This is a genomic window from Roseicyclus marinus (assembly GCF_030163795.1).
Taxonomy (GTDB): Bacteria; Pseudomonadota; Alphaproteobacteria; order Rhodobacterales; family Rhodobacteraceae; genus Roseicyclus; species Roseicyclus marinus.
Window position 1 is genome coordinate 32775 of the sequence record NZ_JASJOF010000009.1, and the last position, 15859, is coordinate 48633.

Annotated in this window: 12 protein-coding genes; 9 read left to right on the plus strand and 3 right to left on the minus strand. The window is 66.4% G+C overall.

Features of this window, described 5'->3' with window-relative positions; all coding sequences use genetic code 11:
• Positions 1-20: 20 nt before the first annotated feature.
• The 3 genes from QQK63_RS13895 to tpiA all read left to right on the plus strand — a co-directional run bounded on the left by QQK63_RS13895 (position 21) and on the right by tpiA (position 1699).
• Positions 21-383 carry an SUF system Fe-S cluster assembly protein gene (locus QQK63_RS13895; protein WP_277828235.1) on the plus strand — a complete coding sequence of 121 codons (363 nt, stop codon included), beginning with the start codon at positions 21-23 and terminating at the stop codon, positions 381-383.
• A 96-nt stretch (positions 384-479) separates the two neighbouring features.
• Positions 480-866 carry a HesB/IscA family protein gene (locus tag QQK63_RS13900; RefSeq protein ID WP_277828237.1) on the plus strand — a complete coding sequence of 129 codons (387 nt, stop codon included), beginning with the start codon at positions 480-482 and terminating at the stop codon, positions 864-866.
• An 86-nt stretch (positions 867-952) separates the two neighbouring features.
• Entirely contained in the window at positions 953-1699 is a 747-nt protein-coding gene (gene tpiA / locus QQK63_RS13905) for a triose-phosphate isomerase (protein ID WP_277828239.1), read from the plus strand.
• Between the two features lie 51 nt (positions 1700-1750).
• On the opposite strand, the gene QQK63_RS13910 is transcribed toward tpiA, so the two are convergent.
• Positions 1751-3019, minus strand: a complete 1269-nt coding sequence (locus tag QQK63_RS13910; protein WP_277828241.1) for a PPC domain-containing protein — start codon at positions 3017-3019, stop codon at positions 1751-1753.
• 238 nt (positions 3020-3257) lie between these two features.
• Between QQK63_RS13910 and QQK63_RS13915 the strand changes: the two genes are divergently transcribed.
• From QQK63_RS13915 to QQK63_RS13940, 6 genes are all read left to right on the plus strand, one after another.
• Complete coding sequence (locus tag QQK63_RS13915) at positions 3258-5069, plus strand: sensor histidine kinase (protein WP_277829076.1); 1812 nt, start codon at positions 3258-3260, stop codon at positions 5067-5069.
• On the plus strand, positions 5066-6415 hold the full coding sequence (locus tag QQK63_RS13920) for a sigma-54-dependent transcriptional regulator (protein ID WP_277828243.1): 1350 nt from the start codon (positions 5066-5068) through the stop codon (positions 6413-6415). Before QQK63_RS13915 ends, QQK63_RS13920 begins: the two co-directional genes overlap by 4 nt.
• Before the next feature lie 213 nt (positions 6416-6628).
• The gene (locus tag QQK63_RS13925) at positions 6629-7618 is read left to right on the plus strand and encodes a TAXI family TRAP transporter solute-binding subunit (RefSeq protein ID WP_277828245.1); all 990 of its coding nucleotides are present in this window, start codon (positions 6629-6631) and stop codon (positions 7616-7618) included.
• 184 nt (positions 7619-7802) lie between these two features.
• Entirely contained in the window at positions 7803-10352 is a 2550-nt protein-coding gene (locus tag QQK63_RS13930; protein WP_277828247.1) for a TRAP transporter permease, read from the plus strand.
• Between the two features lie 161 nt (positions 10353-10513).
• A complete protein-coding gene (locus tag QQK63_RS13935; RefSeq protein WP_277829077.1) occupies positions 10514-11680 on the plus strand; it encodes a cytochrome P450 in 1167 nt (388 codons plus the stop codon).
• 35 nt (positions 11681-11715) lie between these two features.
• Positions 11716-12174: a hypothetical protein gene (locus QQK63_RS13940; protein ID WP_277828249.1), complete on the plus strand. Its 459-nt coding sequence runs from the start codon at positions 11716-11718 to the stop codon at positions 12172-12174.
• 5 nt (positions 12175-12179) lie between these two features.
• Here QQK63_RS13940 and ntrX read toward each other — a convergent pair whose 3' ends face one another.
• Both ntrX and QQK63_RS13950 read right to left on the minus strand, forming a co-directional pair.
• Positions 12180-13583 carry a nitrogen assimilation response regulator NtrX gene (gene ntrX / locus QQK63_RS13945; RefSeq protein ID WP_277828251.1) on the minus strand — a complete coding sequence of 468 codons (1404 nt, stop codon included), beginning with the start codon at positions 13581-13583 and terminating at the stop codon, positions 12180-12182.
• Positions 13580-15829 carry a sensor histidine kinase NtrY-like gene (locus QQK63_RS13950; RefSeq protein WP_377135030.1) on the minus strand — a complete coding sequence of 750 codons (2250 nt, stop codon included), beginning with the start codon at positions 15827-15829 and terminating at the stop codon, positions 13580-13582. Before QQK63_RS13950 ends, ntrX begins: the two co-directional genes overlap by 4 nt.
• Positions 15830-15859: the final 30 nt, after the last annotated feature.

Below are 15859 nucleotides of genomic sequence, written 5' to 3' on the forward strand. Positions count from 1 at the left end.
ATACCACGGGACAGGCCAAAATGTCAGACGCGCAGCCACAGCTCGAGGGGACCCCCCTCATCAAGCCCTCCAGCACCGATCATCCGCTCTACGAGCCGGTCGTCGAGGCGTGCCGCAGCGTCTATGACCCGGAAATCCCGGTAAATATCTATGACCTTGGGCTGGTCTACACCATCGACATCGATGCCGAGAACGCGGTCAGGATCACCATGACCCTCACCGCCCCCGGCTGCCCCGTCGCGGGCGAGATGCCGGGCTGGGTCGCGGATGCGATCGAGCCGCTCCCCGGCGTCAAGCATGTCGATGTCGACCTGACCTGGGATCCGCCTTGGGGCATGGACATGATGTCCGACGAGGCGCGTCTCGAACTTGGCTTCATGTAAGGCGGCGCGTCCGCTCCGCGGTTGAGTGACGGGCCAAGAGGCCCTACATTGATAGCACGGCCACACCACGGCCGCCCCACCGCAAGGACAGGTTCCATGTTCGGCATCCCCGGCAAACAGGCCGTCACCATCACCCCCGCCGCCGCGCGACAGATCGCCAAGCTCATGGCCCGCGACAGCCATCAGGGCCTGCGGATCGGCGTGAAAAAGGGGGGCTGCGCGGGCATGGAATATACCATGGATTACGTCACCGACATCGACCCCCATGACGAGATCGTGGAAACCGATGGCGCGCGCGTGATGATCGCGCCCATGGCGCAGATGTTCCTCTTCGGCACCGTGATCGATTACGAAACCAGCCTGCTCGAATCCGGGTTCAAGTTCCGCAACCCCAACGTGGCCGATGCCTGCGGCTGCGGAGAATCGATCAAGTTCAAGGATCTGGCCGAGCTTGAGGCCGAACAGGCCGACGTGCGCAAGTAACGCCGCACCACACGCCTGCCCGCCTTGACCTCGCGGCGCGCCCCTGCGCACCCTCCGGGGCAACATCAGGCCAGAGGACCAGACACATGCCCCGCAAGATCGCCGCCGGAAACTGGAAGATGAACGGCGTTGGCGCCGCCCTGTCCGAGATCGACGCCCTGATCGCCGCCCATCCCACGCCCGTGTCGCGCATCGTGATCTGCCCGCCCGCGACGCTGATCCACCGTATGGCGGCCCGCGCGCAGGGCAGCGCGCTCGCCATCGGCGGCCAGACCTGCCACACCGCGTCCAAGGGCGCGCATACCGGCGACATCTCCGCCACCATGCTGGCCGAGGCGGGCGCCACCCATGTGATCCTCGGCCATTCCGAACGCCGCGCCGATCACGGCGAAACCGACGCGCAGATCAACGCGCAGGCGCAAGCCGCCCTCGCCGCAGGCCTCACCGTTATCCTCTGCATCGGCGAGACCGAGGCCGAACGCGACGCCGACGTGACGCTGGCCGTCGTCGAAACCCAATTGGCGCATTCCGTGCCCGAGGGCGTGACCGCGGCCAATCTTGTGATCGCCTATGAACCCGTCTGGGCCATCGGCACGGGCCGTGTGCCCACCACCGACCAGATCGCCGAGGTTCACGCCGCGATCCGCACCCATCTGGTCACCCGCTTCGGTGAACAGGGCCACGAGATCTCGGTGCTCTACGGCGGCTCCGTCAAACCCGACAATGCCGCCCAGATCTTTGCCGTGCCCGATGTGAACGGCGCGCTGGTGGGCGGCGCCTCGCTCAAGGCCGCCGATTTCGGCGGCATCATCACCGCTCTCGACGCCGCCTGAGCGCTTGCCATCGGGCCGCCCGACCGGCGGCCCGATACGCTCTGCCCCCGCTCAGGGCGCAGGCACGAAACGCTGGAAGCCCAGCCGGATGATCCCCGAATAGCCCTCCGAATACTGCCGCACCGCGATCAGGTATTGGCCCGGCGGGGTCCGCACCATCAGCTCCGAATTCAGCGTGCCATTCGCATCGTCGTTGAAGCCGAGGTTGCGGCCGAAGGCGTCAAACACGCTCAGCACCGGGTCGCTGTCGGTCACCGCATCGGCATTGACCACCAGCATCCCGTAATCCGCGATATCCACCACGAACCACTGCGCCATCGTGCCCGATACCGTCACGTCCTGCGTCAGGCCGCGGCCCACCACGCCCAGCGCCTGCACCGGGTAGCTGCCATCCAGCGGCGGCGCGGCATCGCCCGTCGCATAGGCCTCCATCGCCATGGCACGCGCATCGAACCCCGACACCCGCACGGTCACCGGCAGGTTCGGGTTCGACAGGGCCCGCATCCCCACGCAATAACTCCCGGGTGCCAGCGGCGCGGTGAAATCGATCCGGCTGTTGAGACTGTCGTAATCGTCATTCTCGGCCAGCAACTGTCCCTGCCCGTCGAAGACGTAGATATAGGGGTCGGCATCGGGGTTCTCGGCCCGGATCGTGACGGGCTGCGCGCTCGACAGGGTAAAGCGGTAATAGGGCGCCGCAGCGATGGTGTTCGTGGCACTCACCCCGCCCTGTCCCAGCATCCCGTCGATCGGCCCCTGCCCCAGCATCATCGCGGGCGTATCGGCCAGACAGGGATCCACCCCGACGAAGAACGGCCCATCCCCGGTCCCGGCGAACCCGCCAGCCAGCCCCACGGTCAGCGCGGGCTGCTCCAACCGGCTGACCTGAAGATCGGCCAGAACCGGCCCGCCACCAAAACCCGTGACCGCGAGGCAATAATCCCCTTGCGCCAGCGGCAATTCCGACCGGCTGGCCAGCATGCCGCCGGAATCGTCATCCATGACGACAAGGTTGCCCGCCGCGTCAAAGACCTCCAGCACGGTGTCGCCGAATTCATCCGCCGGTGCCGCCTCGACCCGAACCTCCCCGGGGCTGCCCACGGTGAACAGGGCCACGCCCCGCGTACCCGGCGCGACATTGATCCCCGACAGCGCCAAGGGCGCCGAAGCCGCAGTCACATCCGACCCTGCCCGGCTTCCCCCGATCCAGGGCGCGCCTGCCCCGATCCCGCCGCAAGACACCTCCTGCGCGAAGCTTGGCAAACCGATTGTGGCGAATGCCATCGCTGTGGCGACGGGCGCTATGAAACTGCGGGCCATGGACATCTCCTCCGGAACGATCTTTTGGCGCGGCACCTGCGCCTTGCGCCGACCCTAGCCAATCGCGCCCCGCCAAAGCCAGCGAAATGCAGCGCGCGCCTGCGGGGAAAATCCCGCCCGCCGCAGCATCATCGCCCCACTGGCCAGCGCCGCGCGCCCCGCGCATACTGCCGCCATGCACGATGCACCCGCCCCGTTCCCCCTTGTCCCCCGCCGCAGCAGGCGGGGCCCCGTGCCGATGGTCCTCGGCGCGCTGGCGGTGCTGGCGATCTTGGCCGCGCTGGCCTTTCCGCGGATCGAACGGGCCTATCTCGCGGCCATCGGCGACCGCGACCGCGCCACGCTCGATCTGGCGGTGCAGGTGCTGCGCGGCGCGCTCAACCGGACCGAGGCCTTGCCGGGCCTCCTGGCCGAACGCCCGATCCTGGCCGAGCTTCTGGCCGATCCCGACAATTCGGGCCTCCTGCCCTTCGTCAACGAACAATTGCGCCAGACCGCGCTGTCGCTTGGCGTCTCCGATGTCTACCTGATCGATCGCACCGGGCTGACCATCGCGGCCTCCTCCTACCGCACCGACCGCTCCTTCGTGGGGCAAAGCTTCGCCTACCGCCCCTATTTCACCGAGGCGCTGGCCGGCGGGCTTGGCCGCTTCCACGCGCTCGGCACCACCTCGGGCGAACGCGGCTATTTCTTCGCTGCCCCGGTTCTCGACGGCACCCGCATCGCGGGCGTCTTGGCCGTCAAGATCACCCTCGACGCCTTCGAGATGACATGGGCCGAAAGCGGCTCCACCATCATCGTGCAAGACAGCTCCAACGTGATCTTCCTGTCGGACCGCGCTGATTGGCATTTCCGCACGCTCGGGCCGATGCCCGAGGCGGCGCTCGAAACAATCGCGGTCACGCGCCAATACCCGGTCTCGGCGCTGCGTCCCCTGCCCGTGCGGCGCCTGCCCCTGCAAGGCACCCCCTACGAGATCGTGACGATCGAGGGCGACAGCGCGCGGGAAACCATGGTGATGCAGACGGGCCTCATCGCCACCTCGGGCTGGCGCGTGTCGATCCTGTCGCCGACCGCACCTGCGCGCGCGCAGGCGCTCGTCGCGCTGGCCATCGCGGGGCTTGTCGCGCTCTTCGTGGTGTTTCTGGCCGCGGCCATCTGGCAACGCCGCCTCCGGCTCGAGGATCGGCTGGCCCGCCAGGCGGGCGAACAGGCAAGGCTCGAGGCCCGCGTGCGCGAACGCACCCGCGATCTGGATGCCGCCAACGCCCAGCTTCGCCTCGAGATCGAGGAACGCACCCGCGCCGAGGCGCAATTGCGCAAGACCCAGACCGACCTCATCCAGGCGGGCAAACTGGCCGCGCTGGGCCAGATGTCGGCGGCGCTCAGCCATGAATTCAACCAGCCGCTCGCCGCCGTGAAAGCCTATGCCGAGAACGCCGCCACCTTCCTCGACCGCGACCGCATCCCCGAGGCGCGCGAGAACATCGGCCTGATCTCCGCCATGGCCGACCGCATGGCCGCGATTTCCCGCCACCTGCGCAACTTCGCCCGCCGCCCGCAGGACAAGACCGGCCCGGTGCCGCTGCGCGCCGTCATCTCCGACGCGCTCGACCTGATGCGCCCCCGCCTCGATGGCGCGGGCGCGCGCATCGCCTACGACCCGCCCACCACCGAAGTCTGGGCCACCGGGGGCCGCGTCCGCCTGCAACAGGTGATCGTCAACCTGATCGGCAACGCGCTCGACGCGATGGAGGATGTGCCCCATCCCGTCGTCACCCTGTCGCTTCATGTGACCGACCGTCGGTGCCGGATCGAGGTCGAAGATCATGGCCCCGGCCTTTCGGACGATGCGCTGGCACAGGCTTTCGATCCCTTCTTCACCACCAAGCCCCCCGGTCAAGGGCTGGGGCTGGGCCTCTCGATCTCCTACAACATCGTGCGCGATTTCAACGGGCGGCTCATGGCCGCCAACCGCCCGACCGGCGGCGCGGTCTTCACCGTGGAACTTGACCTGACCGCCCCGCCCGGCGAAATGGCCGCCGAATGACCACGTCCGCCCCCGTCCTTTTCGTCGACGACGAACCGCCCCTGCGCCACGCGGCGGCCCAGGCGCTCATGCTCGCCGATCTGAACGCCATCCCCTGCGACACCGGCGAACAGGCGCTCTCCCATCTCGACCGCGACTTTCCCGGCATCCTCGTCACTGATATCCGGATGCCCGGCATGGACGGCCTGACGCTCATGGCCGAGGCGCTGAAAACCGATCCCGAATTGCCCGTGATCCTCGTCACCGGCCATGGCGATGTCGATCTCGCCGTCGCCTCGATGAAGGGCGGGGCCTATGATTTCCTCGAAAAACCCTATGCCCCCGCCCGCCTAGTCGAGGCCGTGGGCCGCGCACTCGAAAAGCGCCGCCTGACGCTCGAAAACCGTCGCCTGCGCGCGGGCGGCACGAGCCTTTCTCCCGACGATCCGGTCGCGGCGCGCCTTCTGGGCCGCTCCGCCCCCATGGTCCGCCTGCGCGCGCAACTCCGCGCCCTTGCCGCCACCCAATCCGATGTCCTGATCGAAGGCGAAACCGGCACCGGCAAGGAGGTCGCGGCCCGCGCGCTGCACGCCGCCAGCCCCCGCGCCGACCGCCCCTTCATCGCGGTCAACTGCGCGGCGTTGCCCGCCGATCTCATCGAGAGCGAGCTTTTCGGCCACGAGGCGGGCGCCTTTCCCGGCGCCACCCGCGCCCGCTACGGCAAATTCGAACATGCCCGGGGCGGCACGCTCTTTCTGGACGAGATCGACAGCCTGCCGCTCGCCCTTCAAGGCAAACTTCTCCACGTCGTCGAACAGCGCAGCGTCACCCGGCTCGGCTCCAACGACGCGATCCCGCTCGACCTGCGCATCATCGCCGCCTCCAAACGCGATCTGGCCGCCGCCGCGCAGGACGGCGCGTTTCGCCCCGATCTCCTCTACCGGCTGAACGTGGTGACGCTCCGCCTGCCGCCGCTCTCTGACCGGCGCGAGGATATCCCAGAGTTGTTCCTCTCGCTCCTCTCCGCCGCCGCCGCCCGCACCGGCCGCGACGCGCCCGAGGTGCCCGGCGCGGTTCTCGCAGCCCTTGCCGCCCGCGACTGGCCCGGCAATGTGCGTGAATTGCGCAATGCCGCCGAACGTCTCGCCATGGGTCTGGACGCGGGCCTCTGGCCCCTCGCCCCCGAGGCCGAAGGCACGCTCGCCGACCGCATGGCCGCCCATGAAAAAGCGCTCATCGCCGCCAGCCTCGCCGCCCATGGCGGCAGCCTGAAATCGACTTACGAGGCGCTCGGCCTCTCGCGCAAGGCGCTCTACGAAAAGATGCAGCGCCACGGCCTGAACCGCGACAGCTTCCGCGAGGATTGAGGCCCGACCACCCCGAACCACCCCGATGGGTCAGTATGGGAACATCCCGGACCGCCCGATGGGTCGGATCGCACCCATCCCGGCCCGGAAAGCCCGCGAAACCGCGCAATCCGGCCATGCAAGGCTTGCATGACAGCCCCATGCGCCCCACAACCCGCCGCCAAGCGGCCCGGGGGGAGCCGGGCGCTTTCATCGTCAATCAGGGAGAGTGACATGACCTTTACCCGTATCGCGGCCCTCGCGGCCACCACTGCGCTGACCGCCACCGCCGTCTTCGCGCAGGAAGACCGCACCGGCTGGCCCGAAAGCTTCACCGTCGGCACCGCCTCGCAGGGCGGCACCTTCTTCGTCTACGGCTCCGGCTGGGCGAACCTCGTGGCCGACGAACTCGGCATTTCCGGCGGCGGCGAAGTCACCGGCGGCCCGATGCAGAACATGGCGCTCGTCCACACCGGCGAAGTCCAGTTCGGCCTCACCACCATGGGCCCGGCCGCCGAATCCTATGCCGGCACCAACCCGATCGCGCCCGGCCTGCAGATGACCAACGCCTGCGCGATGTTCCCGATGTACCAGACGCCCTTCAGCGTCACCGCGCTGTCCTCCTCGGGGATCGAGACCATCGCCGATATCCCGGCGGGCGCACGCATCGGCTTCGGCCCGGCGGGCTCCACCTCCGACACCTACTTCCCGCTGATGCTCGAAGCGCTCGGCGTGGAATTCGAGCGTCGCAACGGTGGCTGGGATGACCTCGGCGGCCAGCTTCAGGATGGCCTTCTCGATGTCATCGCCTTCGCGGCCGGCGTTCCGATCCCCGCCGTCTCGCAGCTCGAGGTGCAGACCGACATCAACATCATCGAGTTCACCGAAGAAGAGCAGGCCCAGATCATCGAAGCCTTCCCCGTTTCGGGCTTCCAGATCGCGGACACCACCTACACCACGCTCGAAGCGCCCGCGCGCTCGGTCGCGATGTGGAACTTCGCCATCGCCAACTGCGACCTGCCCGAAAGCTTCGTCTACGCCGTGACGGACATCATCATGTCCGACAACGAGCGCATGGTGGGCATCCACTCCTCGGCGCGTGAAACCCTGCCCGAGCATTGGGACAAGAACACCGCGCTGATGTGGCACCCCGGTGCGGCCCGCTGGTTCACCGAGAACGCCGGTGCGACCATCCCCGCCGACCGTATCCACGGCTCGATGTAAGACCCTTGGCGGGGTGCGGGCCTGTCCCGCGCCCCGCTTCGACACTACGGGCCGCGCCCGCCCGACCGGGCGCGCTCCACCAAGACCAAGGACCGACAGGCCAAAAAGGCCTTAGGACAGACAAGCCCGAAGGGCCGTCGATACCGTGAGGCCCAAAGGGGCCGTCCGTGGGGGACACCATAAAATGACCGACCAGACCAGCCAGACCGATCAGGTCCTTGCCGAAGGCGTCGACGAGGAACCGGTCGAGAGCTATCGCCGCCTGTTCACGGGCCGCGCCTACATGTTCATCGCCGCGATCGCCTTCCTTTATGCGGCCTTCCACATGGCCGCCCTCAACGGGCTGTCGGTCAGCGGGCTGATCGCGTCGCCCTGGTCGGTGCAGGCCACCATCGCCGAACGCACCACGCAAGAAGGGTTCGAGGATCTGCGCGCAGCCCTCGGCCCAGCGGGCGAGGAATTTTCCGGCAATTCCATGCGCCGCCTGATGGCGCTGGCAGGCGAGGTCGCACAGACCGCCCCCAATGCCGATGAAATCACGGCGCTCATGGCCGACATCGAGATCGCGCAAGACGAAGCGTCCGAACTGCGCCGCACCGCGCGCGATATCCAATCCGTCTGGGCCGACCGCTTCTTCTTCCTGCCCACCCTCCCGATGGAGCCGTGGAACTTCCGCATGATCCACATCGCGGGGGCGCTGGTTCTGGGCTTCCTGCTCTTCGCCTCCCACAGCTTTCCGGCCAATGCAGCGCCTGCGCGCGACACGAAACTCGTGACCTATGCCGCCGCCGCTCTGGCCCTGCCCGCGCTTGTCGCGGCCATCACGACGCTGGGCTTCATCCAGTATCTGGGCACCGATCAAGTCTTGGAAATGGGCGGCCGCGTGCTCTGGATGTCCATGCCCGAGATCCCCGAGAATTTTTCGGCCTATGATTGGGTCTATGGCCGCGAGATCTGGTGGTTCGGCGTCCCGCTCCTCATCGCCACCTTCGGCTCCATCATCACCGGCTGGTTCGAACGCCGCGACCGCGCGTCCTTCACCGCCTCCGACATCGTTCTGGGCTTTTGCGCAATCATCGTCGCGCTCTACCTCATCCCGATCTACGGCACGGCGGCGCGCAACGCGGTGGGCACCCCGCAGGTTCCGATCGGCGTGGCCTTCGCCGCGACCGCAGGCACGGCGCTCATCCTCGAACTGACACGGCGCGTCGCCGGCATGGCGCTCGTGGTGATCGCGGGCATCTTCCTCGTCTACACCTTCACCGCCCACCTGCTGCCCTCGATCCTCCGGGTCGAAACCCCCTACACATGGCAGCGCTTCTTCGGCACGGTTTATTCGGACGTGGGCATCCTTGGGACCACCACCTCGGTCTCCTCGACCTACATCATCCTTTTCATCATCTTCGCGGCCTTCCTTCAGGCCTCGAAAGTGGGCGATTACTTCGTCAACTTCGCCTTCGCCGCAGCCGGTCGCGCACGCGGCGGTCCGGCCAAGGTGGCGATCTTCGCCTCGGGCCTCATGGGCATGATCAACGGCACCTCGGCGGGCAACGTCGTGGCCACCGGGTCGCTCACCATCCCCTTGATGAAAAAGGTCGGCTACAAGCCCAAGACCGCCGGCGCCATCGAAGCCGCGGCCTCGACCGGCGGGCAGATCATGCCGCCGATCATGGGCGCGGGCGCCTTCATCATGGCCGAGGTGACGGGCATCCCCTACACCGAGATTGCCGCCGCCGCGATCATCCCCGCGATCCTCTACTTCGCCTCGATCTACTTCATGGTCGATTTCGAAGCGGCCAAGCTCGGCATGCGCGGGATGCGCGAGGATGAACTGCCGAAATTCGCCAAGATGGTGAAGCAGGTCTATCTCTTCATTCCCATCATCATCCTGATCGCCGCTCTGTTCATGGGCTATTCGGTGATCCGCGCGGGCACGCTCGCCACGGTCGCCGCCGCCATGGTCAGCTGGCTCACCCCCCACCGCATGGGCACACGCGCCATCATCAAGGCCTTCGAGCTGGCGGGCATCATGTCGATCCAGATCATCGCGGTCTGTGCGGCAGCGGGCATCATCGTCGGCGTCATCAGCCTTACGGGCGTCGGCGCGCGCTTCTCGAACCTGCTGCTCGACCTCGCGGGCGTCAGCCAGTTGCTCGCGCTCTTCTTCGCGATGTGCATCGCCATCCTGCTGGGGATGGGGATGCCCACCACGGCGGCCTACGCCGTCGCGGCGGCGGTCGTGGCACCGGGTCTCGTGAACCTCGGCATCCCGCTTCTGACGGCGCATTTCTTCGTCTTCTACTTCGCCGTCGTCTCGGCCATCACGCCCCCCGTGGCGCTGGCCAGTTACGCCGCGGCGGGGATCTCGGGGGCGAATGCGATGGAAACCTCGGTCGCGTCGTTCAAGATCGGGATCACCGCCTTCATCGTGCCCTTCATGTTCTTCTACAACGCCGCCCTCCTGATGGACGGCACCTGGTTCGAGGTGATCCGTGCCGGCATCACCGCAACCGTCGGTGTGTTCCTCCTGTCGGCCGGTGTGCAGGGATGGTTCATGGGCGGACCTTCGGCCTGGTTCCTGCGCGTGGGCCTGATCATCGCCGCCCTCTTCATGATCGAGGGCGGTCTGGTGACCGATCTGGCGGGCGTGGGCGTCGCGGGTGGCGTCTACCTGATCCAGCGGATTTTCAAACCCCGCCCGGACGTTTCGATCCCCGTCCGCGGCGCGGATTGAAAATATCCCTAACGACACGGGGGCGCGTTCATCCTTTCGCAGGATGTGCGCGCCCCCTTTAACGTTTCGGCAAGAAACGTCCCGAAATCTTTACCCTTGGGAAAGGTTTCTTCCCCTCCAATCCGATGGAACGGCGCCCCGAAACCTGCGACAACCCGGTCATGCAGCGCCTCGACCAATCCCCCACCGAACCGGGCTTCGTCCAGAACCCCTATCCTTTCTACAGCCGCGCCCGCGCCGCGGGCCCGCTCGTGTTCTGGACCGACTATGACATGCCGATGGCCACCACCCACGGCGCCGTCAACACGATCCTGCGCGACCGCCGCTTTGGCCGCGAACCCATTGTTCCCATTGAGTTTCCCGAACATTCCGCGCCCTTTTACGCGGTCGAACAGCATTCCATGCTGGAACTGGAACCGCCCCGCCACACGCGCCTGCGCGGCCTTGTCCTGCGCGCCTTCACCTCGCGCCGTATCCAGTCGCTCGCGCCTGAAATCACGGCCCTCGCCCATGATCTGGCGCGCAACATCCCCGAGGGCGACACCGACCTTCTCGACGCCTATTGCCGCCCGATCCCCGTCATCGTGATCGCCCGGCTTCTGGGCGTGCCCGAAGAGATGGCACAAGATCTTGTGGGTTGGTCCAGCGCCATGGTCCAGATGTATCAGGCTCGCCGCACAAGGGCCGAGGAAATCGCAGCCGCGAAAGCCGCCTGCGACTTCGCCGATTTCCTGCGCGCCTATGTCGAAAAACGCCGCTCCGACCCGCGCGACGATCTGATCACCGCGCTCATCGCCGCCGAGGAAGAGGGCGAGAAACTCAGCACCGACGAGTTGATCACGACCTGCATCCTGCTGCTCAACGCCGGTCACGAGGCGACGGTCCACACCATGGGCAATGGCATAAAACTGTTTCTGGAGAATGGCTTGCGGCCAGACTCTCAGGTCGATCTCCTGGTCGAGGAAATCCTCCGCCATGACCCGCCGCTGCATCTGTTCACCCGGACGGCCTATGAGGATGTCACGCTCTTCGGCCACGACTTCCGCCGCGGTGATCAGGTCGGGCTGCTCCTTGCCTCCGCTGGCCGCGACGAAACCGCGTATCCACAGGCCGACAGCTTCATCCCTGACCGACAGGGCGGTCCCGCAAACCTCGCCTTCGGCGCCGGGTTGCATTTTTGCGTCGGCGCGCCGCTTGCCCGGCTGGAACTGCAGATCGCCCTGCCTATCCTTTTCGAACACTGCCCGAACCTGCGGCTGACGGAGCCGCCAAAATACGCGAATATCTATCACTTTCATGGACTTGAACGGTTGATGACCCGCCGCTGACGCGTCTGTCTCACCATTCGACAAGGGACCGAACCATGCACCGTCCGCTCCTCGTCTGCCTCGCCTTGGGCCTGCTTTCGGCCTGTGTGTCCGAGACCGTTTACCACGCCGAAGGCGTGACGCTCGCCACGCGCGACGCCGACATCGCGGGCTGCGAACGCCACGCCCTGTCCAGCTACCCGGTCCAGACCCAGATCCGCTACACGCCCCGCGTCTATGTCCCGCCGCGGCAGGTCTGCAACAGCGCGGGCAGTTGCACCATCCGCCCCGGATATTTCGAAGGCGGAGACCCATATACCGTTGATCTCAATGAAACTTTCCGTCGCACGGCCTTTGTCGGCTGCATGGGCGCGCGCGGCTATACCGAGGTGGGCCTACCCCGCTGCGAGGAGGGGGAGGCCGTCGTCCTCAGCACGACGATGCCGCCCTTGACCGTCGGCACCTGCCTCTACCGCCCCGCGCCCGGACCGGCGCTGATCGTGAACCCGGCCTGAGGCGGTCAGTCCTCGTCTTCCTCCACCTGCGCGACGCGACCGCCCGCCTTGCCGGTCGTGACCACGCCCAACGACTTGAGCTTGCGGTGCAGCGCGCTGCGCTCCATCCCGACGAAGCTGGCGGTGCGGCTGATATTGCCGCCAAACCGGTTGATCTGTGCCATAAGGTACTGACGTTCAAACAATTCCCGCGCTTCGCGCAGGGGCAGCGTGGTCAGCGTCGGCGACAGCGCCGCGCCCGCGTCATCGCCCGAGGCCTCGGCCTGCCCCGGCAGATCGCGCGCCTCGATCGGGCCGGTGCCATCGCCCAGGATCAGCACGCGTTCGATCACGTTGCGCAGCTGCCGCACGTTTCCGGGCCAGCGCATCGTCTGCAGCATCGCCACCGCATCCTCGCCCAACTCGCGCAGGGGCAAACCCTGTTCACGGTTGAATTCATGGATGAAATGCCGCGCCAGTTCGGGGATATCGTCGCGCCTGTCCTCAAGGCTCGGCACGTCGATCGGCACCACGTTCAGCCGGTGATACAGCTCTTCGCGGAACCGCCCCTCGGCGATCAGGGCCGTAAGATCGCGCGAGGTCGAGGAAATCACCCGCAGATCAACCCGCACCTTGGCCGTGCCGCCGACGCGGGTAAAGCTCTGGTCTACCAGCACCCGCAAGATCTTGGATTGCGTGCCGGGCGGCATGTCGGCCACCTCGTCGAAATAGACGACGCCGCCATGTGCCTGTTCCAGAAGTCCCTGTTCCACGCCGCGTTCCGGGCTTTCCCGGCCAAAGAGCACCTCTTCCATGTGGTCCGGCTGGATCGCGGCGGAACTGACGGTGACGAAGGGGCCAGTCGCCCGGTTCGAATTGGCGTGAATGTAGCGCGCCGCCACCTCTTTGCCCGATCCGGGGCCACCGGTCAGCATCACGCGCCCGTTGGATTTGGTGACCTTGTCGAGCTGCCCCTTGAGCAGACGGAACGCCGCGCCGTTGCCGACCATTTCCGCCGATTTCACATCCTGCCGGCGCAAGCTCGCGTTTTCGCGGCGCAGGCGCGAGGTTTCCATCGCGCGGCGGATGACCACCAGCAACTGGTCGATATTGAAGGGTTTTTCGATGAAATCATAGGCACCCTGCTTGATCGCGGCGACCGCGATCTCGATATTGCCATGGCCCGAGATGATGACGACCGGCACATCGGGATTGTCGCGCTTCACATGACCCAGGATATCGATCCCGTCCATTTTGCTGTCCTTGAGCCAGATGTCGAGGATCATCAGCCCCGGCTGGGCCTTGTTCAATTCGGCCATGCATTCGTCCGAGGATCCGGCCATGCGGGTGGCATAGCCCTCGTCCTGCAAGATATCGCAGATCAGTTCCCGGATATCGCGTTCGTCGTCGACGACCAGAATGTCGCTCATGCTGTCTCTCCGTTGGGCAAGATCGGCAGGGTGATACGCGCCGTTGCGCCGGGATGCGCGCCCGCCTCGAAGGGCTCCGCATCCAGCAACTCCAGCGTTCCGCCGTGTTCCTCGATAATCTTCTTGACGATGGGCAGGCCAAGGCCCGTGCCCTTGTCGCGGGTGGTGACATAGGGCTCGAACAGCTTGGCCCGGTCGGCTGGCAGCCCGATGCCGTTGTCGCTGATCGTGATCGTTGCGATGGTGCCGCTGAGGGTCAGGGCCCCGCGCAACTGCGGGCGATGCCCATCGGGGGCCCCCTTTTCTTGCAAGCTTTCAATGGCTTCGCCGCCGTTCTTCAACAAGTTTGTGAAGGCCTGACCGATCATGGTCGCATCCAATTCGGCCAAAACCGGCGTGTCAGGTATGTCGAAGGCGAATGTCACGCCGGGCTGGCCCGCGCGCTGCAGGGTGATGGCCTCGCGGAACAGTTTCGCAAGATCCTCCACCCGCGTTTCGGGCTCGGGCATCCGCGCGAATTTGGAGAATTCATCGACGATCCGGCGCAGGTCGTTGGTCTGGCGCACGATGATGCCGGTGAGTTCCGCAAGCTTGTCCTGTTCCTCCCCCTCGAGCGCGCGGGAAAAGCGGCGGTTGATCCGTTCGGCCGACAACTGGATCGGGGTCAGGGGGTTCTTGATCTCATGCGCGATACGACGCGCCACATCGCCCCATGCCGCCATGCGCTGCGCGCCAACCAACTGCGTCACGTCATCAAAGGCCACCACATAGCCTTCGAGCGTGCCCTCGGCAGTGCGCCGTACAGCCATGCGTACCAGCAGGCTTTCCTGTTTTCCGGCGCGGGTCAGCTTGATCTCTTCTTGCACCTGCTCTGCGGTGGATTTCTGCAACCGCTCGAAAAGGTTCGCGAATTCCGGGACGGCGGCGGCAAGGCTCAGGCCGTTGTCGCGCGCATCGACCAGTTGCAGAAGCCGGATGGCCGAGCGGTTCATGAAATCGACCCGGCCCGCTTCATTGAGACCGATGACCCCCGCCGTGACCGAGGAAAGCACGCTGTCGAACAGCCTCCGCCGCGCCTCGGTCGCGTCGTTCTGTTCGAGAAGCGTGTCGCGCTGCCCTTTGAGCTGGCGGGTCATCTGGTTGAACAGCCGTCCCAGCATCGCGATCTCGTCATCGCCCGCTTCCTCGGCGACGCGCACCGACAGATCGCCCTGCCCCACGCGCTGCGCCGCCCCGGCCAGCTGGCCCACAGGCCGCGACAGGCGTTCGGCAAACCACAGGCCCAGCCAGATCGCGGCCAGCACCATGATGATGGCAAAGCCAAGGTAGAGCAGTCCGAATTCGAACAGGACACGGCCGCGATCCGCCTCGAGCTGGCGGTAGAGCTGTACGGTCTGCTGCGTTTCGTCCAACAGGGACAGGATCGCGCCGTCGACCTCGCGGCTGACGTAGAGATAGCGGTCGGGAAAAGCCGCCAGCCGGTAGAGCGCGCGAAACTCGTTCTGGGCGCGATCCTCGATCAAGACCAGATCGCCCTCGGTAGCGCTGGCAAGATCGGCGTCTGTCGGCCGGTCGTAATCGAACAGGTAGCTTGATTCCCCACGCGCCCGGATCTCGCCTGCCCCGTCGATGACAAAGGCCTCTTCCAGTCCGCGCTGGATGCGGCTTTGGCCTTGGCTCAGCAATTGCCGCAGATCCCCGTCGGACAAGAGCACCGTGGCCCGACGGTTGAGGTTCAGGAAATTCGCCAGTGCCCGCGTGTCGGTTTCCAGGTCGTCACGATGTTCCTGGCTATAGGCGACGGCGGCATCCACCGAATTGCCAAGCGCGCTGGACACACGATCGGAAAACCAGCCCTCAAGGCCCATGTTCACTGTGATGGTGGCAAAGACCGCGACAAGGATGGTGGGGACGAGCGCCACGACGGTGAAGACCCCGGTCAGCCGCAGATGCAGCCGCGAGCCCGCGGATTGCGCCCGGCGCGAGGCGACGATCCGCGCCACTTCGCGCAAGACCAGCGCGGCCACGACAAGGATGTAGACCAGATCGGCCAAGAGGATCAGGCGCAGCCCCGGCGCATCTGCCATGTCCGACAGCGGTCCGAGAACCAGAAAGGTCAGGAAAGCCAGAACGGGGCCAAGAAGCACAAGACCCAGCGTCGCCACGCTGCGCACGGACGGGTCGTCCTTGAACCGCCAGAAACGGTCCAGCAGTCCGCCTGCCTGCCTGTCCGCGGGTTCGTCCACGGGCTGCTCCCCCAAGGTGGCGCGGCCCGG